Source organism: Bifidobacterium intestinale (assembly GCF_023656765.1).
In the GTDB taxonomy this organism is placed as follows: domain Bacteria; phylum Actinomycetota; class Actinomycetes; order Actinomycetales; family Bifidobacteriaceae; genus Bifidobacterium; species Bifidobacterium hominis.
Genome location: NZ_JAMOKR010000002.1, coordinates 398,731 through 421,140 on the forward strand (window position 1 = coordinate 398,731; position 22,410 = coordinate 421,140).

The following is a 22,410-nucleotide window of genomic DNA, read 5'->3' on the forward strand; positions in this document are numbered from 1 at the left end:
TTTTGGATTCTTTCGGAGGTCCTTAATGGCAGACAACAAGCCTGAAGTCGCAGTGATTATGGGGTCGGCGAGCGATTGGGAAACCATGAAGCACGCCTGCGAGATGCTTGATCAGTTCGAAGTGCCGTACATGAAGCAGGTGATTTCCGCGCACCGCACCCCGGAATTGATGGGCGAGTTCGCGCATAATGCCCGTGCCAACGGCCTGAAGGTCATTATCGCCGGCGCTGGCGGCGCGGCACACCTGCCGGGCATGGTGGCGGCCCAGACCACCCTTCCGGTCATCGGCGTGCCGGTGCGTTCCCATGCGTTGTCCGGCTGGGATTCGCTGTTGTCCATCGTGCAGATGCCGGGCGGTATTCCGGTCGCTACCACTGCGGTCGGCAATTCCGGTGCCACGAACGCGGGCCTTTTGGCTGTGAGCATTCTGAGCACCACCGATGAGCGTCTGGCCAATGCCCTGCAGGAATACCGTAACTCGCTGAAGGAAAAGGTGGCTGAATCCAATGCCCAGCTTGTCTGAGGAAACCAACGGCCGTGTTGAAAGGCTGATGCCGGGTGCCACCATCGGCATCATCGGTGGCGGTCAGCTTGGCCGTATGATGGCGTTGTCTGCCCGTTATATGGGCTTCCGCATCGGAGTTCTCGACCCGACACCGGACTGCCCGACCGCGCAGGTGGCTGATTTTCAGGTCACTGCCGAATATGACGACATCACCGCAATCCGCGAACTGGCCGAAAGATCCGATGTACTCACGTACGAGTTCGAAAACGTGAACGCTGACGCCATCGACGAAGTGCGCGCGCTTGCAGCGGCACCGCAAGGCACCGATCTGCTGCGCGTCACGCAGGATCGCGTCAACGAGAAGCAATTCATCAACGACCATGGCACGCCGACCGCACCGTGGAAGGCCGTCAACAGTGTTGAGGAGCTTGACTCGGCACTCGATGAGATTCATTACCCGGCCGTGCTCAAAACCCGTTCCGGCGGTTATGATGGCCATGGCCAGACGGTACTGAAATCCGATGCCGATCTTGAAAAGGTGCGTGCCCGTGCCGATCGTGGTGGCGGATTCCCACCAAGCATTCTCGAAGGCTTCGTCGACTTTGCATTCGAAGCAAGCATTCTCGTTGCAGGCAACGGCAAGGATTACGTGACCTTCCCGATTGTGCGCAACGAGCATCGCAACAATATTCTGCACATGACCATCGCTCCTGCCGAAGTCAGCGAAGCCGTGGCGAAGGAGGCGCACGAACTCGCGTTGCGACTGGCGCAGGGCTTCGAATTGGCGGGCATTCTCGCCATCGAACTGTTCGTCACCAAGGATGAGCGGGTCATCGTCAACGAGCTTGCGCCTCGCCCGCATAATTCCGGCCATTACACCATCGAGGCATGCTCGTTCGACCAGTTCGATGCGCATATTCGAGGCATCGCGGGTTGGCCGCTCGAACAGCCTGAACTGCTCAAGCCGGCCGTTATGGTCAATGTGCTCGGCCAGCATGTGGCACCGACCCGTGCGCTGATCGCCGAGCATCCGGAATGGAGCATGCACGACTATTGCAAGGCCGAAGTGCGCCATGACCGCAAGATGGGTCATATTACCGTGCTGACCAACGACACTAAGCAGACCGTGGCCGATCTTGAGCAGACCGGCTGCTGGGATGATTTGAAATAAAACCTAGACGGTAGGTTTCGCGCGCTGGCCTTTCCTTCAAGGATCGGCCGGCGCGCGAAGTCATCAAGGATGGACGTAGATTGGCAGACGGACGCGTGGAGCGCAATACCAAGCAAAAAGAACTGATTCATGATGCTCTGAAGGCGAGTGATGAATTCATTTCCGCACAGGATTTGCATCGCAAGCTGGAAGACGAAGGCGTGAAAGTGGGACTCGCCACCGTATATCGTCAGTTGAACGCGCTGGCCGAGGCTGGGGAGGCCGACACCGTGCGTTTGGAAGGTCAGCAGCTGTTCCGTCTGTGCGGCGATGATGGACATCACCATCATCTCGTATGCACGAACTGCGGCAAAACCGTGGAAATCGAATCACCATCCGAAACATGGCTACGTGGCATCAGTACAAAATATGGTTTTACCATCGAACGGCATACGCTGGAAGTATTCGGACTCTGCTCCGACTGTCAGCGGCAGGCATGAATCATAAAACATACGGTTTCAAGCGCAATGTCTATTCGAATGTCGTTTCTTTACGTTTATGGCTGAAATAGACAGGAAAAATCAAAAGAAACTGTGAATGTAATTTCGACAGTACGATTTTTGGCAGGATAGTAACGTGGCATAATCCAAGCAATATCTGAGAAAAGTTGATACTTGAGGATGATGCGGGCGGTACAGGCGTAAGTGATAGAGTCTTGGGCAGGGAAGGGCCGGCCAAAACTCTTTGACGTGCAGTCGCAAGAGAGCGTTGGTGTCGGCAAGAAGGTTAGAAGCGAACCAATGCGTTATGAGTGGAGAAACTTTTGACGAACGAATCCGTGAGCAACGAGACGATTGAGGAATTGCGTATTTCGACAGTGGATCCCAATGCTCCCAAAAAGGAGCGGAAGGAATTCCCCGGGTGGCTATACGGCGTGCTGTTCATAGTGTTTGATGCCATCGGCGTGGCCGCGCTGCAGATCGGCGTTAGCCAAGCCACCACACGCGTCAATCTATCGAACAACATGTGGCTGACCGGCTGGGGCTTCGTCACCAAAATGTTCACCAGCCTCAACTTCGTGGCAGTGCTCAACCTGATCCTGTGGGGCGTGCTCTATGTGATACTGCTCATGCTCATCAACCGTTTCTGGATTGCCACGCCGATATTTCTGGCCATGACATTCATCGTTGCGGTAATCGAACATTTCAAAGTATCCATACGATATGAGGCGATTCTGCCCAGCGACTTGAACTTCCTGAAAGCCGATACGGGTAATCTCATGAGCTTCATGCCGGCCGGAGCACATTGGACGATTTTGCTTGCGGTTGGAATTTTTGCCTGTTTTGTTGCGTTGTTCGTGTTTTTAAATCACCGCGATGGACGTCATGGCAAGCTGTTCCGTGGGGATGACAAGCAGTCGCGTTCGTTGAATGCGATTGTTCGACTGCTGCTGATCATCGTACCGGGAACGTTCTTCACACTGTATTCCATGCAGGTGAGCACCGTTGGATCTTGGGCGAAAACATTTGCGTCGGCAATGGGAGACAAGCCGTCCATGTGGGATTCCGTCTACGATGCGCAGCGCAATGGTTCGCTGGTCGCTTTCACCAGGCAGCTGAATCCGAAAGTTATGGTGAAACCGGACAACTATTCCGAAAAGGCCATGCAGGAAGTCGCGGCACGATATGAAAAAGCCGCGACGAAAATCAACGCGTCGCGTACCGAAAATATGACCGACAGCACGGTGATCTACGTGTTGTCTGAATCGTTCTCCGACCCGTCTCGTGTGCCGGGATTGAAGGTCAACAAGGATTCCATGCCTAACATCCGCTCCATCAAAGAAAACACGACTTCCGGTTTGATGCTTTCGTCCGGATACGGTGGAGGAACCGCCAATCTCGAATACATGGGATTGACGGGTTTGAGCATGTCGAACTTCGATTCGTCGCTTACCAGCCCGTATCAGCAACTCGTGCCGAACGAGCATTGGACGCCGACCATCAACCAGCTGTGGGGTGCGGCGAAGAATTCCATCGGACTTCATCCATACGAATCGTCCATGTATTCGCGCGCCACCAACTATAAGAAGTTCGGATTCTCGCATTTCTACACGTTGACCGGTCCGGACGTCATCTCGCATCAAGACAAGATCGACGATTCGCCGTACGTGTCTGACGAAGCGACGTACGAGAGCACCATCGAAGAAGTCAAGAAAACCGATGGCAACCAGTTCCTGCAGGTCATCACCATGCAGAACCACATGCCATACCATGATTGGTATAAGAATAACGATTTCAAGGCAGAATCCACTACGGGCACTCCTTTGGAGGACGATGAGAAGGAGTCCATCGAAACCTATCAGAAGGGTGCGGCTCTGACCGACGAGGCGACCGCCGACTTCCTTGACAAGCTCGACGCCATCGACAAGCCGATCACCGTGGTGTTCTACGGTGATCATCTGCCGGGCATTTATTCATCCGCTTCCGAAGATGACAACAATTCGCTTGCCTTGCATTTGACGGATTATTTCATCTGGTCCAACAAGGCGTCCGGCTCGCAAGGCAACGAGATCGACAATGCCGACTATTCGTCGCCGAACTTCTTCGTGGCGCAGGCCGCAGAGCATATGAACGCCAAGGTGTCCCCGTATCTGGCGTTCCTCACGCAAATGCATGAGAAAATCTCCGCCATGGAGCCGCCAGTCGTCAACAATATCCAAGGATGGGACCGTATTCCTGAAGGCCAGAACATTTATCTTGATGCTGACGGTAATCCCATGGCTGAAAGCGATTTCGATACGGAAACCAAGCAGCTGCTGGCTGACTACAAGCTGATCCAGTACGATATTACGACAGGAAAGAATTATCTGAAAGATACGGATTTCATGGATTTGCCGTGATATTTGGCAGTACGTGTGAATGCTATCAAATATTCGAGCATAATCTAAATAACTGTCAATTATAAATAATTGATGATTTGTGGGATTGCCAATAATAATAATACAAAGAAGACCTGTGCTGATTGGGCACAGGTCTTCTTTGATTGGCAATTGATTGCGCGTTTATATTGCGCTTGCTGTACTACTGCAATGCCTTGGCGCCAATGTCGTGACGGTAGAACATGCCCTTGGTGTCGAGCTTGTCGATAATCGCATACACCTTGTCTTGAGCGGTCTTGATATCAGCGGCAGAAGTTTCGACCAGCAGCACGCGACCGGAATTGGCGATCAGGCCTTCTTCGCTACGAGCCACGCCAGCGTAATACACGTGGGAATCCTCGTCGACTGGAATCTCAGGAATCGCAGCGCCCTTGATCACATCGACAGGATAGCCGTCGGCGGCGAGCACCACACCAAGCGTGGCATTGTCGTTATCCCAAGTGAATTCCGGAGTCTCGCCATTGAGCAGAGCGCTGATGCCAGCGCCAAGATCAGACGTGAGCTTCGGCAGCACGACTTCCGTTTCCGGATCGCCAAAACGAGCATTGAACTCGATGACCTTCGGACCGTCAGCGGTGGCAATCAAGCCAGCGTACAGAATGCCAGTGAACGGCGTTCCCTCATCAGCCATAGCCTGAACGGTCGGCTTTACAATGGTTTCAATAGCGGTATCAACCACATCCTGACCGATCTGCGGAACCGGGCTGTACGCACCCATGCCACCGGTGTTCGGACCCTTGTCGCCATCATATGCGCGCTTATGATCCTGCGAAATCGGCATCGGCCAGAAATCAGTGCCGTTCACAAAGCTCATCAGCGAGAACTCCTGACCCTCCAGGAAGTCCTCGATAACAACCTTTGCACCGGCGTTGCCGAAACGATGATCGACGAAAATGTCTTCAAGAGCGGCGATGGCGGTTTCCTCATCCATGGCAACGGTCACGCCCTTGCCGGCGGCCAAACCGTCAGCCTTGATCACAATCGGAGCGCCATGCTCACGAACATAAGTCGTGGAACGCTCCAAATCGCCGAACGTCTGATACTTTGCGGTCGGAATGCTGTGACGCTCCATCAGCTGCTTGGCGAAATCCTTGGACCCCTCGATCTGTGCGGCGGCCTTGCTCGGACCGAACGCCTTGATGCCAGCTTGAGCGAAATCGTCAACGATACCCTCGATAAGCGGCACTTCCGGACCGACGAACACCCAGTCATAGCCGTTGTTCTTTACGAAATCAATCAGCGCGGCATGATTGGACGGGTTGATCTGCGTGATGCGGATGCCGTCAAGCTCCATACCTGGATTGCCCGGAGCCACTGTGACTTCGCTGACGCTGCCGCCACGCATAAGCGCATGAGCGATGGCATGCTCGCGTGCACCGGAACCAATGACCAGAACCTTCATGTTTCCTCCTGTTATGTCCCTTCTGGGAAAATCCTATGTTCAGGAAAGTCTTTGGAAATAAAAGAGGGTGGCCGTTATGGCTCACCCCCGTATATGTATTTACTGCAGTTCGACGTCGCTATCGGTCTTCTTGACGATATTGCCGAGCACATAACCGGCTTCGCCATTGGACTTGAGCAATTCCATGGTCTTATCAGCATCTTCGGCGTTGACTGCCAGCACCATGCCAATACCCATATTGAAGATGTTGAACATTTCCATATGATCGATTTCGCCGGCCTTTTCGAGCACGTCGAAAATCGGCAGCACCGGCCAAGAGCCGAGATTGATGTGTGCAGCCAAGCCGTCCGGAATCATACGCGGAATGTTTTCGATGAAGCCGCCGCCGGTGATATGGGCGACGCCCTTGACCACGCCGGCCTTGAACAGCGGGGACAGAGCCTTCACATAGATCTTCGTCGGGGTAAGGAGCACATCGCCGAGCTTTTCGCCATCGAGTTCGTCAAGCACGGTGTCGACCGTGTAGCCGGCCTTCTCGAACAGGGCCTTGCGCACCAGAGAGAAGCCATTGGAATGCACGCCGGTGGACGGCAGACCAATGAGCACATCACCTTCAGCGATGGTGGAGCCGTCCACGATTGCGGACTTCTCGGCAACACCGACCGCGAAACCGGCCAGATCGTACTCGTCTTCGTCATACATGCCCGGCATTTCAGCGGTTTCGCCACCGATCAGACCGGAACCAGCCTGTACACAGCCGTCGGCAACGCCAGCCACAACCTGCTCGAGCAGTGCCGGATCGTTCTTGCCGCAGGCGATGTAATCCAAGAAGAACAACGGTTCCGCACCCTGAGCGGCAATGTCGTTGACGCACATGGCCACGCAGTCGATGCCGATGGTGTTGTGCTTGTTGGCCATCTTGGCAACGACCAGCTTGGTGCCGACGCCATCGGTGCCGGAAATCAGCACCGGCTCCTTGTATCCGAGGGAAGCCAGATCGAACAGACCGCCGAAGCCGCCGATACCGCCGATTACGCCCGGACGGTTGGTGCGCGCCACATGGGACTTGATGCGCTTGACGACTTCGTAACCGGCTTCGACGCTTACGCCGGCTTCCTCATAAGCTTTTGGCATATCAAACCTTTCTCGGGTTCAGTGTTCTTCTTGGGATGAAGTAGTGGTGTATTCGTTGCCCTCGTACTTGCTCTTATACAAGGCGAATTCAGGCAGACGCACGCGATCTTCAGGAGTGAGGGACTTCAAAAAGTCACTTTCGTAATCGTCGAGTGCGGTCGGATAGTCGCCATTGAAGTAGGCCACGCACAGACCGCCGTACGGGGCGTCCGCTCCTAAACCAATGGAATCGACCAAGCCGTCAAGCGAAAGGAAGGCCAGGGAATCGGCGCCGATGAAATCGCGAATTTCTTCAACGGACTTCTCTGCGGCGATCAGCTCCTTGGTGGTGGAAATATCAATGCCATAGAAGCACGGGTACTTCAGCGGCGGCGAGCTGATACGCATGTGCACTTCGGCTGCGCCGGCTTCCTTAAGCAGCTGCACGATGCGCTTGGACGTGGTGCCGCGCACGATGGAATCGTCGATGACGATCACGCGCTTGCCTTTGACCACGCCGCGCACGGCGGACAGCTTCATACGCACACCCTGCTCGCGCAGTTCCTGCGTCGGCTGGATGAAGGTTCGAGCCACATACTGGTTCTTGATCAGGCCCATCTCGTTTGGCAGACCGGCTTCTTCCGCATAGCCGGAGGCCGCGGACAGCGAGGAATTCGGCACGCCAATGACCATATCGGCCTCAACCGGCGACTCCTGCGCGAGACGGGCTCCCATACGCTTGCGGGCGGAATGCACGTTCACGCCGTAAATATCGGAATCCGGGCGTGCGAAGTAGATGAATTCCATCGAGCAGATGGCCAGTTGGGTCTGATTGGTGTACTGCACGATTTTGTAGCCGTGGTCATCCACGACCACGATTTCGCCCGGGCGGATGTTGCGCACCAGCTCGGCGCCGACGATGTCGAGCGCGCAGGTCTCGGAGGCGAGCACATATGCGCCGTTCTTCATCTTGCCAAGGGAGAGCGGACGGAAGCCGTTCGGATCGAGCGCGCCGATCATGGCGTTCTCGGTCATGATCAGATAGGCGAAGCCGCCATGAACGGTGTTGAGCGCTTCCTTGAGCTTCTCCATGAAAGTGCGCTTCGAGGAACGGCGGATGAGGTGCATAAGCACTTCGGTGTCGGAATTGGAGTGGAAGATCGCACCTTCGTCCTCCAGCTTGCGGCGCAGGGACGGGCAGTTGGTGAGGTTGCCGTTGTGGCACAGGGCCATATCTCCATCATGGAAACGGAAAATGAACGGCTGAATGTTGTCGGTGCCGCCAGAGCCGGCAGTGGCGTAGCGCACGTGGCCAATCGCCCTGTCTCCCTTCAGGCGTTCGATTTCTCGCTCGTCGCTGAACACCTGGGTCAACAGACCCGTTCCGCGATGACCGATGAGATGACCATTATCGTTGGAGACAATGCCGGCACCCTCCTGACCGCGATGCTGCAACGCGTGCAAGCCGAAGTAGGTGAGTCGGGCGGCGTCCGGGTGGCCCCAAACGCCGAAAATACCGCATTCCTCGTGGATGTCTTCGAGTTCAGCTGACAAGCCAAAGCTCCTTCCAAAACCATGGAGACAAGGGATTCGCTACCGTTCAACCCTACCAACCGGAGGCTACAATTGGCGGTTTTCGTGGAGTCCTTAGGGGCACTTGGCATGTCGGGTGTGTCGAACAATTGTTCGAACTCTCTGATATGCTGAATGCAGGAAAATACAGTGCGGTGCATCGGCGATGCTTTGTCGGTGCTTTGCGAGGCGAAGTGCTCGTTGACGTTTCAAGATGGAGCCAAATCATGGAAGGAGTCTGAAGATGGCCGAACGTACCTATATCGCTATCGATCTGAAATCCTTCTATGCGTCTTCGGAATGTGCGGAACTCGGATTCGACCCTCTATCCACGCATCTGGTAGTGGCCGACCAATCGCGCACCGACAAAACCATCTGTCTTGCCGTGTCGCCATCGCTCAAAGCATATGGACTGCCGGGGCGGGCGAGACTGTTCGAAGTCAAAGCGAAGCTTAAAGAAGTCAATGCTGCACGGCGGGCGGCGGCACCGGGCGGTGTGCTGAGAGGTGAATCGTATGATGCGAAAGCGCTCGCAGCTAATCCGAATCTGGCTGCCGGCGTGTATATAGCCAAGCCTCGAATGTCGCATTATCTCAACATCAGTGCGAAAATCTACAGCATATATTTAAGGTACGTATCCGAAGCTGACATTCATGTCTATTCGATAGATGAAGTATTCATGGATGTTACCGGGTATTTGCGGGCTTACGGCAAAAGCGCGCATGATATGGCCCGTGAAATGATCCAGCAGATTCTTCGGGAGACGGGCATCACCGCAACGGCCGGTATCGGTACGAATATGTATTTGGCGAAAGTGGCTATGGACGTGGTCGCCAAGCATATTCCCGCGGATAAGGATGGCGTGCGTATCGCGCAATTGGATGAGATGTCGTATCGTCGGCTGTTATGGGCGCACAGGCCGTTGACTGATTTCTGGCGTGTGGGACGAGGGTATGCGAAGAAGCTCGAAGCCCAAGGTCTAATGACAATGGGCGATATAGCCCGATGTTCCATAGGCCGTGCCGACGAGTATTACAACGAGGGCCTGCTGTACAAGATGTTCGGTGTGAACGCCGAGCTGCTTATCGACCATGCGTGGGGTTGGGAACCTTGCACGATCGCCGACATCAAAGCGTATAAGCCAGCTGGTCATAGTATGAGTTCGGGGCAGGTGCTTACGGGCGCGGTCGGTTTTGACTCGGCGCGGCTGATTGTGAGAGAAATGGCGGACACCTTGTCTTTGGATTTGGTTGCCAAAGGTGTGAAGGCCGGCCATATGGGGTTGGTGGTCGGTTACGATACCGCCAGTCTTGATCCAAAGCGGCTAGGGGAGTGTGGCACTCCGGAATTGAAGGCGATGGCTGAGCGAGCTATTGCCGAATATAGCGGTCCCGTAACTCTTGATAGGTATGGTCGGCGTGTGCCCAAGCCGGCTACAGGGTCGATTGGTCTGGGCGACCATACGTCATCCACCACGCGCATATGCGATGCGGTTGACGAATTGTTCTGCAGAATCGTCGATCATCGGCTGTTGGTACGTCGATTGAATGTGGTTGCTTCTGATTTGCAAACGGTCGAACAGCTGGCTGAGCGGAATGCTGCGGCGAATTACGTTCAGCCCGATCTGTTTTCGGATATGCAGGAAGTCTCCAATGATGGCAATTATAAAGGTAGCGACAATAGCGGCACACAATCTTCCCATGCTGAAGATGCGCATGGTATCAATGAGGTTTCCGAACAGCACGTTCAGCAGACGATTCTTGACATCAAACGCAAGTTCGGCAAAAACGCCGTCATTAAAGGGATGGACATGTTCGCTGATGCCACAGGTCAACAGCGCAACCGGCAGATTGGAGGTCATGCAGCATGAGTTTGCAGCAAACCGACCGTTACGATGACATCATCAACTTGCCTCATCATCGCTCGTGCACGCGCCCGCACATGAGCATGCACAACCGTGCCGCGCAATTCATGCCTTTCGCCGCTCTCACCGGCTACGACGACATCATCAAACAAACCGCCACCCATTCGAACGAAGCAGTGGAACGCGCCAACACCCCCGTCAATCTCGACGAAGGCTACCTCTCCGCCTAACATGTGTCGGAGACCAGAAAAGAGGCTGTTTGGTTTGATTAGGGAGGAATCCCGATCAAACCAAACAGCCTCTGTATGTTCGAATCTACGTCAGAACGCTTTTATGGATGCGGTCGCGGATCAGGCGGTGAAGTATTCCACGCCGGCTGTGAACAGCGGCTGATCCTTTTCGCCCGGAACGTTCTTGAATGTGCCGTTGCTGTAGCGTTCCGAATGGCCCATCTTGCCGAACACGCGGCCGTCTGGGCTGGTGATGCCTTCAATGGCCAGCAGCGAACCGTTCGGGTTCACGTCCAGATCCATGCCAGGCACGCCGGCTTCGTCTACATACTGCGTGGCGATCTGGCCGTTGGTTTTGAGCTGCGCAAGCACGTCATCGGAAGCCACGAAACGGCCTTCACCATGGGAAATGGCGATGGTGTGCATGTCTCCAACGGAAGTCTTGGAAAGCCACGGAGACAGGTTCGACGCGACACGGGTGCGCACCAAGCGGCTCTGGTGGCGGCCGATGGTGTTGAACGTCAGCGTCGGGCATTCTGCAGTCATCGGCACGATATCGCCGTACGGCACCAAGCCGAGCTTGATCAGAGCCTGGAAACCATTGCAGATGCCGAGCATCAAGCCATCGCGGTTGTTCAACAGGTCACGCACCGCTTCGGTGACGGCAGGAGCGCGGAAGAACGCGGTGATGAACTTGGCGGAGCCATCAGGCTCGTCGCCGCCGGAGAAGCCGCCCGGAATCATAATGATCTGGCTCTTCTTGATCTCCTCAACCAGCGCTTGGGTGGATTCGGCAACGGCAGCCGGAGTGAGATTGTTCACGATCAACGTGCTCACATCGGCACCGGCACGCTCGAACGCGGCAGCGGAATCGTATTCGCAGTTGTTGCCAGGGAACACGGGGATGATCACATGCGGCTTGGCAATGCCGGTACCGGTGTAGACGGTCTTCTTCGGAGCGTCGAAGGAAACAGCCTCAACGGTCTTGCCCTTCTCATCGCCCTTGGAACGGTACGGGAACACTGACTCGATGCCACCCTCCCAGGCATCCTGCAATTCAGCCAAATCCAACGTCTCGCCAGCAGCAACGAAATCGTAAGCTTCGGTGGTCTTACCAATCTCACCGATCTCAACCAGATTCGACACTGACGGAAGCTTGGCGCCATCAGCCAATTCCACAATGAAGGAGCCGTAAGCAGGAGCAAACAGATCATCCACGGAAATCTTGGAATCAAGAGCCACGCCAATCTGGTTGCCGACGGTCATCTTGAACATAGCCTCGGCAGTAGCGCCATAACCCGGAGTGGACACGGCCAGAGCATCACCGAAATCAGTCAGCTCCTCAACCACAGAGAACGTCTCAAGCAGCGCATCCTTGTCAGGAGTCAAACCGTCAGCGAGATAACGCGGAGCGATACGAACCACACGATGGCCGGCACCCTTGAATTCCGGCGAAGTGGCACGCTTCATATTGCCCACGGCCACGGCGAAGGAAATCAGCGTCGGCGGCACATCAAGCTGCTCGAACGTGCCGGACATGGAATCCTTACCGCCGATCGCGCCGGCACCAAGATCAACCTGAGCCATCAGCGCGCCAAGCACGGCGGCCATCGGCTTGCCCCAACGGGTCGGCTCATCGCGAAGCTTCTCGAAATACTCCTGGAAGCTCAGGTACGCCTTCTCATGCTCGAAGCCGGCAGCAACCAGCTTCGACAGCGATTCAACCACAGACAGGTAAGCGCCGGTGAACTGGTTCTTCTCCATAATGAACGGGTTGAAGCCCCAAGCCATCGCGGACGCGGTAGTGGTTTCGCCGAACACCGGAAGCTTGGCAACCATGGCCATATTCGGGGTCAGCTGCTTCTTGCCGCCGAACGGCATGAGTACGGTACCTGCACCGATAGTGGAATCGAAACGCTCGGAAAGACCCTTATTGGAAGCCACGTTCAGATCGGTGAGCATGGCATGCATACGGTCAGACAGGGAACCGGAAACCCACGGAGTGGTGTAGGACTGCTGCGCTTCGACGTGGGCCACTTGATGCTTCGGGGCACCGTTGGAAGCGAGGAATTCACGAGACAGATCAACGATCGCGTCGCCGTTCCACACCATAGTCATGCGCGGATCTTCGGTTACGGTCGCGATGACTTCAGCCTCGAGATTCTCTTCCTTGGCGTAGCCGAGGAACTCGTCGACGTCTTCGGCTGCAACGTCCACGGCCATACGTTCCTGCGATTCGGAAATCGCAAGTTCCGTGCCGTCCAAGCCCTCGTACTTTTTCGAAACCTTGTTGAGATCGACATACAGGCCGTCAGCGAGCTCACCAACAGCAACGGAAACGCCGCCAGCACCGAAATCGTTGCAACGCTTGATCAAACGGCATGCGTCACCGCGACGGAACAGACGTTGCAACTTACGCTCGACAGGAGCGTTGCCCTTCTGCACTTCGGCACCGTCAAGCTCCAGAGACTCAACATTGTGAGCCTTGGACGAGCCGGTGGCACCACCAATGCCGTCACGTCCGGTACGGCCGCCGAGCAGAATGATCTTGTCGCCCGGAGCGGGGGTTTCGCGGCGCACATGATCTGCCGGAGTCGCGGCCACAACCGCACCGACCTCCATACGCTTGGCCACATAGCCCGGGTGATAGATCTCGTCGACCTGACCGGTGGCAAGACCAATCTGGTTGCCGTATGAAGAATAGCCGGCGGCTGCGGTAGTGACCAGCTTGCGCTGGGGGAGTTTGCCCTCGAGGGTTTCGGAAACAGGAACGGTCGGATCGGCGGCACCGGTCACACGCATGGCCTGATACACGTAGGAACGGCCGGAAAGCGGGTCGCGGATGCAGCCGCCGATGCAGGTTGCCGCACCGCCGAACGGTTCGATTTCCGTCGGATGGTTGTGGGTTTCGTTCTTGAACAGGAACAGCCAATCCTCATCATGGCCATTCACATCAACCTTTACCTTGACGGTGCAGGCGTTGATTTCTTCGGATTCATCAAGATTCTTCAGAATGCCGTTCTTCTTGAGCCACTTCGCGCCGATGGTGCCCATATCCATGAGGCATACAGGCTTTTCGTCGCGGCCAAGCTCGTGACGCATCTCAAGATACTTATTGAACGCGGCCTGCACGGTCGCGTCATCGATCTGCACATCATCAAGTTGTGTGCCGAACGTGGTGTGACGGCAATGATCGGACCAATACGTGTCGATCACCTTGATTTCCGTGATCGTCGGATCACGCTGTTCCTCGGTGAAGTAAGCACGGCAGAACTGCAGATCAGCCAAATCCATGGCCAGGCCACGATCGACGATGAACTGCTCGAGATCGGCGTCGCTCATGGTGCGGAAGCCTTCGATGACCTCCACCTTGCCCGGTACCGGCACCTGCGTTTTCAACGTGGTCTTGGTTTCCAGCGAAGCTTCGCGCGCCTCGACCGGGTTGATCACATAATGCTTGATGGCGGCGATATCGGCGTCGCTCAGCTCGCCTTCAAGCGCATACACTTTGGCGGAACGAACAGTCGGACGCTCTCCCTGGGAGATCAGCTGAATGCATTCGCTGGCGGAATCCGCACGCTGGTCGAACTGGCCGGGCAGATACTCCACAGCAAACACAATATCAGAACCGAAATCAGGCAAATCGGCGGAAACATTATCGACCTGCGGCTCACTGAACACGGTAGGGGTAGCCTGTGCGAACAGTTCCTCGCTAATGCCTTCCACGTCATAACGATTGACGAGACGCACATTCTTCAGCGATGCGATGCCAAGAATGGTCTTCAGCTCGTTGGTGAGCTGCCTGGCCTCGACATCAAAACCCTGCTTCTTTTCCACGTACACGCGAAAAACCATGGTTGACTCCTTGAAAGAGGGGCTTGGTGAGATTGATAAAAGTAAGATTTTCAAAAACGATGAAGCCCGCATCCGAGTTTGTACTGCAGATGCGGGCTATCGCAAGTATTATTCGGCTACTTCAATGCCTTCGGACTTGGCGAGTTCGGCCAAACGGCTTTCGATTTCTTCGTAGGCCGGGATGATGTCGCCCAGGTCGCGGCGGAACAGATCCTTGTCGAGATGCTCCACCTTGCCGGAATGATCACGCTGATCCCACAGACGGCAGGAATCCGGGGTAATCTCGTCGGCGAGCAGCAGAGTGCCGTCGGAAGTGCGACCCATTTCGATCTTGAAGTCCACAAGCTTGACATCGATCTTGGCAAAGATCTCGATCAGGGCCTCATTGATGCGGCGGGCGAGCGGAGCAATCTCAGCCAGATCCTCACGGGTGCACACGCCCAACGCAACCAGATCGTCATCGTTCACGAACGGATCGTGCAGATCGTCGTTCTTCAGGAAGTACTCCAGCACCGGCTCCTTGAGCTCGATGCCCTCTTCCACGCCCAAGCGAGAGCAGAAGTGTCCGGCGGCGGTGTTACGCAGCACGATCTCGAGCGGGAACATGGTGACCTTCTTGACCAGCTGGGAGGTTTCGCCCACGCGGGCCACCAGATGGCTGTCGATACCACGCTTCTTGAGCAGATCGAAGATCAGCGTGGTGATGAGGTTGTTCAGCCTGCCCTTGCCGGCGAAGTCTTCCTTCTTTTCGCCGTCACCTGCGGTAGCGGAGTTCTTGTATTCGACCCAGAGTACTTCCGGATCTTCAGTTGCGTACAGTTGCTTGGCTTTGCCCTCGTAGAGCTTTTCCAACTTCTCCATTACTCGCCTTTCCTGGTGTTTGGGAGGTAGATAGTTTGGTGAACTTGATGGTTAACAAGATACCAACGGGAGGCTACAATCGGCGCGTTCCCGGCCGAGTTGTGAAAGCCTCCCGTGCGACTTCCGTACAAAGATTCTATCGTGGAATCACATTGAGGTTGAAATAGGGTCAGATGACTGCAATATCAAGTGACCGTGCGACCTGTGCGGCTTTGTTGCGTGCGTCGCTTTCGTCGCTTCCAAGAGCCAAGGCGACTGCCATGCGGCGATGGCCGTGCACTTCCGGCTTGGCGAAGATACGCAGGTCGGTGCCCGGCTCAGCCAATGCCGCACCGACATTGCGGAATTCAGCCTCGCCGTCGCCTTCCACCACAATCGCATGGCTGGCTGCAACCGAACCTTCCGGAATCGACAGCGCGACATGATCTTGCGTGATCGGAAGTCCAAGAATCGCGCGCGCATGCAGGGCGAACTCGCTCAACCGTTGGGAAGCCATCGTCACCATGCCCGTGTCGTGCGGGCGCGGCGAAACCTCATTGAACAATACGGAACCGTCGGTCAATACAAACAATTCCACGCCGAATACACCCCAACCATGTTCGCCAGAAGCCTTGGCCTTGCCCACCAAGCCTTCCACCGCACGGCGTGCGATCTGCTGCGACTGCTCAAGCACTTGTGGAGTGGAGGAAGCAGGCTGCCAGGATTCGCGATAATCACCATTTTCCTGACGCTGTCCGATCGGAGCGCAGGTCACGATACCGGCGCTGGAGCTGACGGTCAGCACGGTCAGTTCGTAATCCAATGGAGCCAACGCTTCTACAATCACTCGGGAAACGTCACCCTCGTCGTGCGCGCGACGACCTTCCTGTGCCTCAACCCAAGCCGCGTCAATCGCATCGGCGGAACGAACCACGGACTGGCCATGACCGGAAGAACTCATAATCGGCTTGACCACGCACGGGTAGCCAACCGTTTCTGCCCCAGCGCGAAGCTCTTCCAGCGAGCCTGCGAAGCGGTACGGGGTGGTCGGCAAACCCAATTCCTCATGCGCGAGCACGCGCAAACGTTCGCGATCCATGCAAATGGATGCGATTTCGGCGCTAGGTACCACTTGGGCGCCACGTTCGGCCGCGGCGGCCAGTTCGCTGGTGGCGATCGCTTCAACTTCCGGAACAATGATGTCCGGCTTAATTTCGTCGAACAATGTTCGCAACTGTTCGGCATTGGCCATGTCGAGCACACGGTATTCGTGCGCCACCTGCTGTGCCGGAGCGCCTTCATAGGAATCGGCCGCACATACCCATGCGCCAAGTCTCATCAATTCAATGGTGACTTCCTTGCCTAGCTCGCCGGAGCCAAGAAATAGAACACGAGTCGGATGCTTACCAAGCGGAGTGCCCAAGGCATGATTCTCTTCAGTCATGTCTTCTATTGTGCCATCGGCGTAGGATGGAGTGCATGTCTGAGACGGAACAGGAAGAAACGCAACGCCCCCTGACCATCGCCATGGTGGTCGACACGTCGGGAAACCGAGGCAATGGCACTTCGAATTCGGCATTGCAATGGGCGGAGGAATTGAAACGGCAAGGCCATACGGTCAGACTCGTAGGCATTGGTGCGCCTGAATACCCGGCGCGAGTCAACCATGTGCCTCTGGTCAGTTGGGTGGCGAAGCAGCAGCAGATGCAGTTCGCCGAGCCGAGCGACACGCTGTTCAGAACCGCGTTTCAAGGAGTGGACGTGGTGCATATCTACACCCCGTTCCGTTTCGGTCAACATGCTTGCAAAGTCGCCAAACAGATGGGAATCGCGGTTACTGCGGGCTATCATGTGCAGCCGGAGAACATCACGTATTCGGCGGGCCCGCTGAAATATATTCCGGGTATCGACTCGTTTATCTACTGGCTGTTCAATCTGTGGCTGTATCGCAAAATCGACCATGTGCATGTGCCCACCGAACTTGGCGCAAGTCTGCTGCGTTCCCACGGATACAAAGCGAAACTGCACGTGATTTCCAACGGATACGAAGCGCGATTCACTCCGAAAACGCAGCGCGATGCAGGGAAGTCCGCGCCGGTTCCGTTCCATATCGTTGCTTCCGGACGATTGACGAACGAAAAGAATCATGTTGCGTTGATTCAGGCGATCGCGCGTTGCAGGCATGCGCAAGATATTGAATTGACGATTGCCGGCACTGGTCCTCTAAAAAAGAAATTGCAGCGACTTGCGTCACGCTTGCTTTCCAGACCGGCGTCGATTGGATTTCATAAGAACGCAGAAATGCCGGCTTTGCTGCGTTCCAGCAATCTGCTGGTGCATCCTTCGATTGCCGATCTTGAGTCGGTGAGTGTGATCGAGGGTATGGCTGCCGGCTTGGTTCCTGTGATCGCCTCGTCGCCGTTGAGTGCGGCAGGCCAGTTTGCGTTGCGGGATGAGTCGCTGTTCCCCGTTGACGATGTGGAATCGTTGGCGAGACGTATCGATTGGTGGATCGACCACCCCGACGAATTGTCGAAATGGGGCGAAGTCTACGCCGAGCACACCAAGGAATATTATTCAGTGGAGGCGTCCGTGCATAAGTTCATTGCGATGGAACGCGAGGCAATCTCTGACAATATCAGCAAATGAAGTAATGCGTAATATGCGTAATACGCGGCGTAAATGAAGCCACGTATGCGATTAATGGCTGTTGTGTAAACAAAAGAGGCGTGGGATGCAAGTCCCGCGCCTCTTATTGTTCGTTTTTTTGAGAATTAGTCTATGCCTATTCTCATCGGCGATGCGCTACAGCAGTGCGATCAGCTGCTCAACCTGCTTGTCGGTGGTGGCCCAGCTGGTGCAGATGCGCATCACCGTGTGCGTGTTGTCGGCCTTTTCCATGAAGCCGAGGCGTACGTTGCGCTGTAAACGTTCGGACGTCTCGTTGTCAAGCGTGATGAAGATCTGGTTGGTCGGCGCGTCAAAGGTGAGCGTATAGCCGCGTTCCACGAGCACTTTGCGAATGCGGTCGGCCGCGTCATTGGCATGACGTGCGATTCTGCAGTACAAGTTGTCGGTGAACAGCGTGTCGAATTGCACGCCCAGCAGCCAGCCCTTGGCGAGCAAAGCTCCATGCTGCTTGACAAGCGTCACGAAGTTCTTCGGCATGTTGCCATGCGTGAACACCACCGCTTCGCCGAACATGGCACCCACCTTGGTGCCACCGATGTAGAACACGTCCGCGATGCGTGCGATGTCTTCAAGCGTCACGTCGTTGCCGGTTGCGGTCAGCGCGTAGCCGAGTCGTGCGCCGTCGATGAACAATGGCATGTCGTACTTCGTGCAGATCTTGCGGATCGCCTCGAGTTCGGCGAGCGTGTAGAGCGTGCCATATTCGGTGGACTGTGAAATGTACACGCATCCGGGGAACACCATGTGCGTGTAGTTGCCGTCCGCGTAGAACGTGGCGCAGTACTCGTCGAGTTCGGTCGCATCGATTTTGCCGTCATGGTGGGGGAGCGTCAGCACCTTGTGTCCGGTGAATTCGATGGCGCCCGCCTCGTGCACGTTCACATGGCCGGTACTTGCCGCGACCACGCCGGCATACTGCGGTGTGATGGAGTCGATGATGGTCTGATTGGTCTGCGTGCCACCTACCAGGAAGAAGATCTGAGCGTCGGGGCAGGAACATGCCTCACGAATCTTGGTTTTCGCGCTTTCGCAGATGCTGTCATTGCCGTAACCCGGATATTGGTTCTGCGCGATCTGTTCGATGTGTTCGATGATTTCCGGTGTTGCCGTACAGGAATAGTCGTTTTCAAAAGACAGCATGATGCGCTCCTTGTATCTGACTTATGCTGATGACTTGCGATCGGCGGTTTGCTGTATTCAAGCCGTCTGGATAACAAAAAACCTCGGAATTTCTTCCGAGGTCTCTATCGGGGTGGCTAACGCGGCTCGAACGCGCGACCTTCTGAACCACAATCAGATGCTCTACCAACTGAGCTATAGCCACCATGTTCTCGCTTCATGTAGAAGCGCAACAGGTGAAAACTATACACGATTTTCCCGATATGTCTACATCGGCGTGTTGCGCGTGCCTGTCGTTGGCTTGCACTGCGGAACGTTCATTATGTGAACGGCATGCTACGCAAAGCAGAAACTCACGCGTACCTTGTAGTCGCTGCATGCGGGAGGGTGTGCGGTAACGGCGGTGCGAGCCGTCTCGGAGTATTTTCGGCGTATGTGGATCATCGGCCGAAAAGCTGTGAAGTGTGAAGGAAGAGATATTCATGCAGAAGGTCAAAGCGTTTGGTGATTGGCTTACCAAGTGGTTCACCGCGATTGTGATTGTGTGGGCCGTGTTTAACTATTTCGTGCCGCAGGCAAGCTTGTGGGGCAAGTCCTATACCGGTTATTTCCTGGGTATCGTGCTGTTCGGTATGGGTCTTACCTTGACCCTCGACGATTTCAAGCGCATTCTCACCCAGCCTCTGATGGTCATCGTCGGCACCGTGGCCCACTTCGTCATCATGCCGTTGGTGGCTGTGCTGCTGTGCTGGATTTTCCGTCTTGATGGTGCGCTCGCCGTCGGTGTGATTCTGGTCGGCTGCTGCCCGTCCGGAACCTCGTCCAACGTGATGAGCTATCTGAGCCGTGGCGATGTGGCGCTGGATGTGTCCATCGGCATTCTGTCCACGCTGTGCGCGCCGTTCATGATTCCGCTGTTGATGCAGTGGCTCGCTTCCCAGTATGTGTCGGTTCCGGTGGAATCCCTGTTCCTCAATGCGGTTAAGGTGGTGCTGTTCCCGATCGCTCTTGGCGTGATCTGCCATGCCATTTTCGGCGAGAAGATCGAGAAGATCACGGTCGCTCTGCCGATCGTGTCCCAGGTGGCCATTCTGCTTATCATCGGCGTGGTCGTCGCGGCCAACGGTCCGAAGCTGTTCGTGGCTTCCTCGCTGCTTGCCATTCCGGTGGTCATTCTGCACAACCTGTGCGGATATGCGCTGGGCTTCGGCTTCTCCAAGCTCATGTACAAGGTGTATCCGAAGGGCTTCCGTTATGCGCAACAGAAGGCCATCACCTTCGAGGTCGGCATGCAGGATTCCGCGTTGGGGGCGACTTTGGCACTGACGTCGTTCGCGTCCAATCCGTTGGCCGCGGTGCCGTCCACGTTCTTCAGCGTTTGGCACAACATTTCCGGCTCCGTGCTGTCCAGCTGGTGGCGTGAGCATGATGACAGGCATCAGATTCATCCTGATTCCGACAATGGCGAGAAGGGCTCGGCTGCGAAGGCCCGTGAAGACGCCGTCGAAACGGCCAACGGCTGACAGTCGTCAGTAGATTTCGTCGTTATATTGCGCATTCCCTGAATCTTTCAAAATGATTCAGGGAATGTTCTATTTTGAGTGGTGTAAACGTGTCGTTGTGATGTTTTGTTACATTACGCTGATGTAGACAAAATGATTGAAATTATTGGGATTTAAGGGCGTTTTCACCTGTATTTTTTGTTCGTTTTAAGGTATACTGTAACCGAAGGCCGGAGTTGTGGATCAGTCGAGGATTCGTCAGGTCGCAACGAAGCGTCTATGGCCGCGAGGTTCATGCGCAACGCCTTTAAGATATAACTGAACAATAGCGATTCGAGATGGCGGCGATGGGGTAGTACGGCGAACGCGCCGGGCCGCAAATGCAAAACAGACAACGAGACTGAAGAGTGCGCGCAAGGCGGCGCGTGGCAAAGAAGTGGGAACCTCCTTCCCAGACGGATGGCCCCGGATTCGAAAGGATTCGGGGCCATCCCTTTTGCGACTTGCGACACGGCATGTTGGAATGTCTCGGGGATCCGTATAATAGTAATTCGTGTGTGCCAACGGCATGCCTTATGTAACAGGCGTGCGGGTTGGGATATCCCGGAACTCGATTGCATCACGCGCAGCAATGCGGCGGTGAGAGAGGGATGGGCCATCGGGCCGGTGGACTGTGGCTATCTTCACGATTCAGATGCGTGGAGTGTGGGTGCAGTGCGGCGGTCACACGAAAGCAAGAGAAACCACTGAATCGGAGAATTCAAGTTGCCTACTATTGAACAGCTCGTCCGTAAGGGACGTCAGGCAAAGCCGAAGAAGTCCAAGACTTTGGCACTGAAGGGAAGCCCGCTGCGCCGCGGCGTGTGCACCCGTGTTTACACCACCACCCCGAAGAAGCCGAACTCGGCACTGCGTAAGGTCGCTCGTGTGCGCCTGAGCTCCGGTGTGGAAGTCACCGCTTACATCCCGGGCGAAGGCCACAACCTGCAGGAGCACTCCATTGTGCTCGTGCGCGGCGGCCGTGTCAAGGATCTGCCGGGTGTTCGTTACCACATCGTTCGTGGCGCCCTCGATACCCAGGGTGTGAAGGATCGCAAGCAGGGTCGTTCCCTGTACGGAGCAAAGAAGGCGAAGTAAGAGATATGTCACGTAAAGGACCTTCCAAGAAGCATCAGCTGCTGCCGGATCCGATCTACGGTTCCACCGTTGTGGCACAGCTCATCAACAAGATTCTGCTCGACGGCAAGAAGTCGATCGCTGAAGATATCGTCTACTCCGCTCTCGATATGGTCAAGGAAAAGACCGATCAGGAGCCGGTGGCAGTGCTTAAGCGCGCTCTCGACAACATCCGTCCGTCCCTCGAGGTTCGCTCCCGCCGCGTCGGTGGCGCTACCTACCAGGTTCCGGTCGAAGTGAAGCCGGCTCGTGCGAACACCCTGTCCCTGCGCTGGCTGACCGACTTCTCCCGCGCCCGTCGTGAGAAGACCATGGCTGAGCGTCTGGCCAACGAAATCCTCGATGCCTCCAATGGCCTTGGTGCTTCTGTCAAGCGTCGCGAGGATACTCATAAGATGGCAGAGGCCAACAAGGCCTTCGCTCATTACCGCTGGTAATTAGTCGAGAACGAGA

17 protein-coding genes and 1 tRNA gene are annotated in these 22,410 nt (G+C 55.6%); 10 read left to right on the plus strand and 8 right to left on the minus strand.

All coding sequences use genetic code 11. From position 1 onward, the window contains the following. Positions 1–25 precede the first annotated feature (25 nt). From purE to NBH13_RS04590, 4 genes are all read left to right on the plus strand, one after another. Positions 26–523, plus strand: a complete 498-nt coding sequence (purE, locus tag NBH13_RS04575; protein WP_144090373.1) for a 5-(carboxyamino)imidazole ribonucleotide mutase — start codon at positions 26–28, stop codon at positions 521–523. Then, positions 507–1,676 (plus strand): 5-(carboxyamino)imidazole ribonucleotide synthase, encoded by a 1,170-nt coding sequence (purK, locus tag NBH13_RS04580; protein ID WP_250779126.1) that lies wholly within the window; start codon positions 507–509, stop codon positions 1,674–1,676. The genes purE and purK overlap by 17 nt, the downstream gene beginning before the upstream one ends. 80 nt (positions 1,677–1,756) lie before the next feature. Beyond that, positions 1,757–2,155, plus strand: coding sequence for a Fur family transcriptional regulator (locus NBH13_RS04585; protein ID WP_180753649.1), 399 nt, complete (start codon positions 1,757–1,759; stop codon positions 2,153–2,155). 338 nt (positions 2,156–2,493) lie between these two features. Next, a complete protein-coding gene (locus NBH13_RS04590; RefSeq protein WP_440200550.1) occupies positions 2,494–4,554 on the plus strand; it encodes an LTA synthase family protein in 2,061 nt (686 codons plus the stop codon). A gap of 181 nt (positions 4,555–4,735) precedes the next feature. Here NBH13_RS04590 and purD read toward each other — a convergent pair whose 3' ends face one another. From purD to purF, 3 genes are all read right to left on the minus strand, one after another. Then, positions 4,736–5,995, minus strand: coding sequence for a phosphoribosylamine--glycine ligase (gene purD, locus NBH13_RS04595; RefSeq protein WP_250779127.1), 1,260 nt, complete (start codon positions 5,993–5,995; stop codon positions 4,736–4,738). A 99-nt stretch (positions 5,996–6,094) separates the two neighbouring features. Next, positions 6,095–7,129: a phosphoribosylformylglycinamidine cyclo-ligase gene (purM, locus tag NBH13_RS04600; RefSeq protein ID WP_250779128.1), complete on the minus strand. Its 1,035-nt coding sequence runs from the start codon at positions 7,127–7,129 to the stop codon at positions 6,095–6,097. Between the two features lie 18 nt (positions 7,130–7,147). Further along, positions 7,148–8,662 carry an amidophosphoribosyltransferase gene (gene purF / locus NBH13_RS04605; RefSeq protein WP_250779129.1) on the minus strand — a complete coding sequence of 505 codons (1,515 nt, stop codon included), beginning with the start codon at positions 8,660–8,662 and terminating at the stop codon, positions 7,148–7,150. 262 nt (positions 8,663–8,924) lie between these two features. Here purF and NBH13_RS04610 point away from each other — a divergent pair, with 262 nt between their 5' ends. Then, positions 8,925–10,550 carry a Y-family DNA polymerase gene (locus tag NBH13_RS04610; RefSeq protein ID WP_250779130.1) on the plus strand — a complete coding sequence of 542 codons (1,626 nt, stop codon included), beginning with the start codon at positions 8,925–8,927 and terminating at the stop codon, positions 10,548–10,550. Next, positions 10,547–10,774 carry a hypothetical protein gene (locus NBH13_RS04615; protein WP_099570813.1) on the plus strand — a complete coding sequence of 76 codons (228 nt, stop codon included), beginning with the start codon at positions 10,547–10,549 and terminating at the stop codon, positions 10,772–10,774. The genes NBH13_RS04610 and NBH13_RS04615 overlap by 4 nt, the downstream gene beginning before the upstream one ends. Before the next feature lie 120 nt (positions 10,775–10,894). Here the strand turns inward: NBH13_RS04615 and NBH13_RS04620 are convergent, their stop codons facing one another. The 3 genes from NBH13_RS04620 to purT form a co-directional block, all read right to left on the minus strand. Then, positions 10,895–14,629, minus strand: coding sequence for a phosphoribosylformylglycinamidine synthase (locus NBH13_RS04620; protein ID WP_099595477.1), 3,735 nt, complete (start codon positions 14,627–14,629; stop codon positions 10,895–10,897). Between the two features lie 108 nt (positions 14,630–14,737). After that, positions 14,738–15,490: a phosphoribosylaminoimidazolesuccinocarboxamide synthase gene (purC, locus tag NBH13_RS04625; RefSeq protein WP_099570811.1), complete on the minus strand. Its 753-nt coding sequence runs from the start codon at positions 15,488–15,490 to the stop codon at positions 14,738–14,740. A gap of 169 nt (positions 15,491–15,659) precedes the next feature. Beyond that, positions 15,660–16,913 carry a formate-dependent phosphoribosylglycinamide formyltransferase gene (gene purT, locus NBH13_RS04630; protein ID WP_099570810.1) on the minus strand — a complete coding sequence of 418 codons (1,254 nt, stop codon included), beginning with the start codon at positions 16,911–16,913 and terminating at the stop codon, positions 15,660–15,662. A gap of 26 nt (positions 16,914–16,939) precedes the next feature. Here purT and NBH13_RS04635 point away from each other — a divergent pair, with 26 nt between their 5' ends. Next, positions 16,940–18,118: a glycosyltransferase gene (locus NBH13_RS04635; RefSeq protein ID WP_126016115.1), complete on the plus strand. Its 1,179-nt coding sequence runs from the start codon at positions 16,940–16,942 to the stop codon at positions 18,116–18,118. Positions 18,119–18,274: 156 nt separating this feature from the next. Here the strand turns inward: NBH13_RS04635 and NBH13_RS04640 are convergent, their stop codons facing one another. Together NBH13_RS04640 and NBH13_RS04645 are read right to left on the minus strand one after the other, a co-directional pair. Continuing rightward, entirely contained in the window at positions 18,275–19,300 is a 1,026-nt protein-coding gene (locus tag NBH13_RS04640; RefSeq protein WP_126016117.1) for a threonine aldolase family protein, read from the minus strand. Between the two features lie 111 nt (positions 19,301–19,411). Then, positions 19,412–19,484, minus strand: a tRNA-His gene (locus NBH13_RS04645). A 277-nt stretch (positions 19,485–19,761) separates the two neighbouring features. Here NBH13_RS04645 and NBH13_RS04650 point away from each other — a divergent pair. The 3 genes from NBH13_RS04650 to rpsG all read left to right on the plus strand — a co-directional run bounded on the left by NBH13_RS04650 (position 19,762) and on the right by rpsG (position 22,394). After that, entirely contained in the window at positions 19,762–20,802 is a 1,041-nt protein-coding gene (locus NBH13_RS04650; protein ID WP_033501328.1) for a bile acid:sodium symporter family protein, read from the plus strand. A gap of 744 nt (positions 20,803–21,546) precedes the next feature. Further along, a complete protein-coding gene (rpsL, locus tag NBH13_RS04655) occupies positions 21,547–21,918 on the plus strand; it encodes a 30S ribosomal protein S12 (protein ID WP_003808601.1) in 372 nt (123 codons plus the stop codon). 5 nt (positions 21,919–21,923) lie between these two features. After that, entirely contained in the window at positions 21,924–22,394 is a 471-nt protein-coding gene (gene rpsG, locus NBH13_RS04660; RefSeq protein WP_003836460.1) for a 30S ribosomal protein S7, read from the plus strand. Positions 22,395–22,410: the final 16 nt, after the last annotated feature.

Bases quoted from the DNA above. Each gene is read 5' to 3' on its own strand.
- NBH13_RS04650 (WP_033501328.1), top strand. From the start codon at position 19,762: ATGCAGAAGGTCAAAGCGTTTGGTGATTGGCTTACCAAGTGGTTCACC.
- purC (WP_099570811.1), bottom strand. From the start codon at position 15,490: ATGGAGAAGTTGGAAAAGCTCTACGAGGGCAAAGCCAAGCAACTGTAC.
- NBH13_RS04640 (WP_126016117.1), bottom strand. From the start codon at position 19,300: ATGCTGTCTTTTGAAAACGACTATTCCTGTACGGCAACACCGGAAATC.
- purT (WP_099570810.1), bottom strand. From the start codon at position 16,913: ATGACTGAAGAGAATCATGCCTTGGGCACTCCGCTTGGTAAGCATCCG.
- NBH13_RS04615 (WP_099570813.1), top strand. From the start codon at position 10,547: ATGAGTTTGCAGCAAACCGACCGTTACGATGACATCATCAACTTGCCT.
- purE (WP_144090373.1), top strand. From the start codon at position 26: ATGGCAGACAACAAGCCTGAAGTCGCAGTGATTATGGGGTCGGCGAGC.
- NBH13_RS04610 (WP_250779130.1), top strand. From the start codon at position 8,925: ATGGCCGAACGTACCTATATCGCTATCGATCTGAAATCCTTCTATGCG.
- rpsG (WP_003836460.1), top strand. From the start codon at position 21,924: ATGTCACGTAAAGGACCTTCCAAGAAGCATCAGCTGCTGCCGGATCCG.
- purK (WP_250779126.1), top strand. From the start codon at position 507: ATGCCCAGCTTGTCTGAGGAAACCAACGGCCGTGTTGAAAGGCTGATG.
- purM (WP_250779128.1), bottom strand. From the start codon at position 7,129: ATGCCAAAAGCTTATGAGGAAGCCGGCGTAAGCGTCGAAGCCGGTTAC.
- NBH13_RS04635 (WP_126016115.1), top strand. From the start codon at position 16,940: ATGGAGTGCATGTCTGAGACGGAACAGGAAGAAACGCAACGCCCCCTG.
- NBH13_RS04620 (WP_099595477.1), bottom strand. From the start codon at position 14,629: ATGGTTTTTCGCGTGTACGTGGAAAAGAAGCAGGGTTTTGATGTCGAG.
- purD (WP_250779127.1), bottom strand. From the start codon at position 5,995: ATGAAGGTTCTGGTCATTGGTTCCGGTGCACGCGAGCATGCCATCGCT.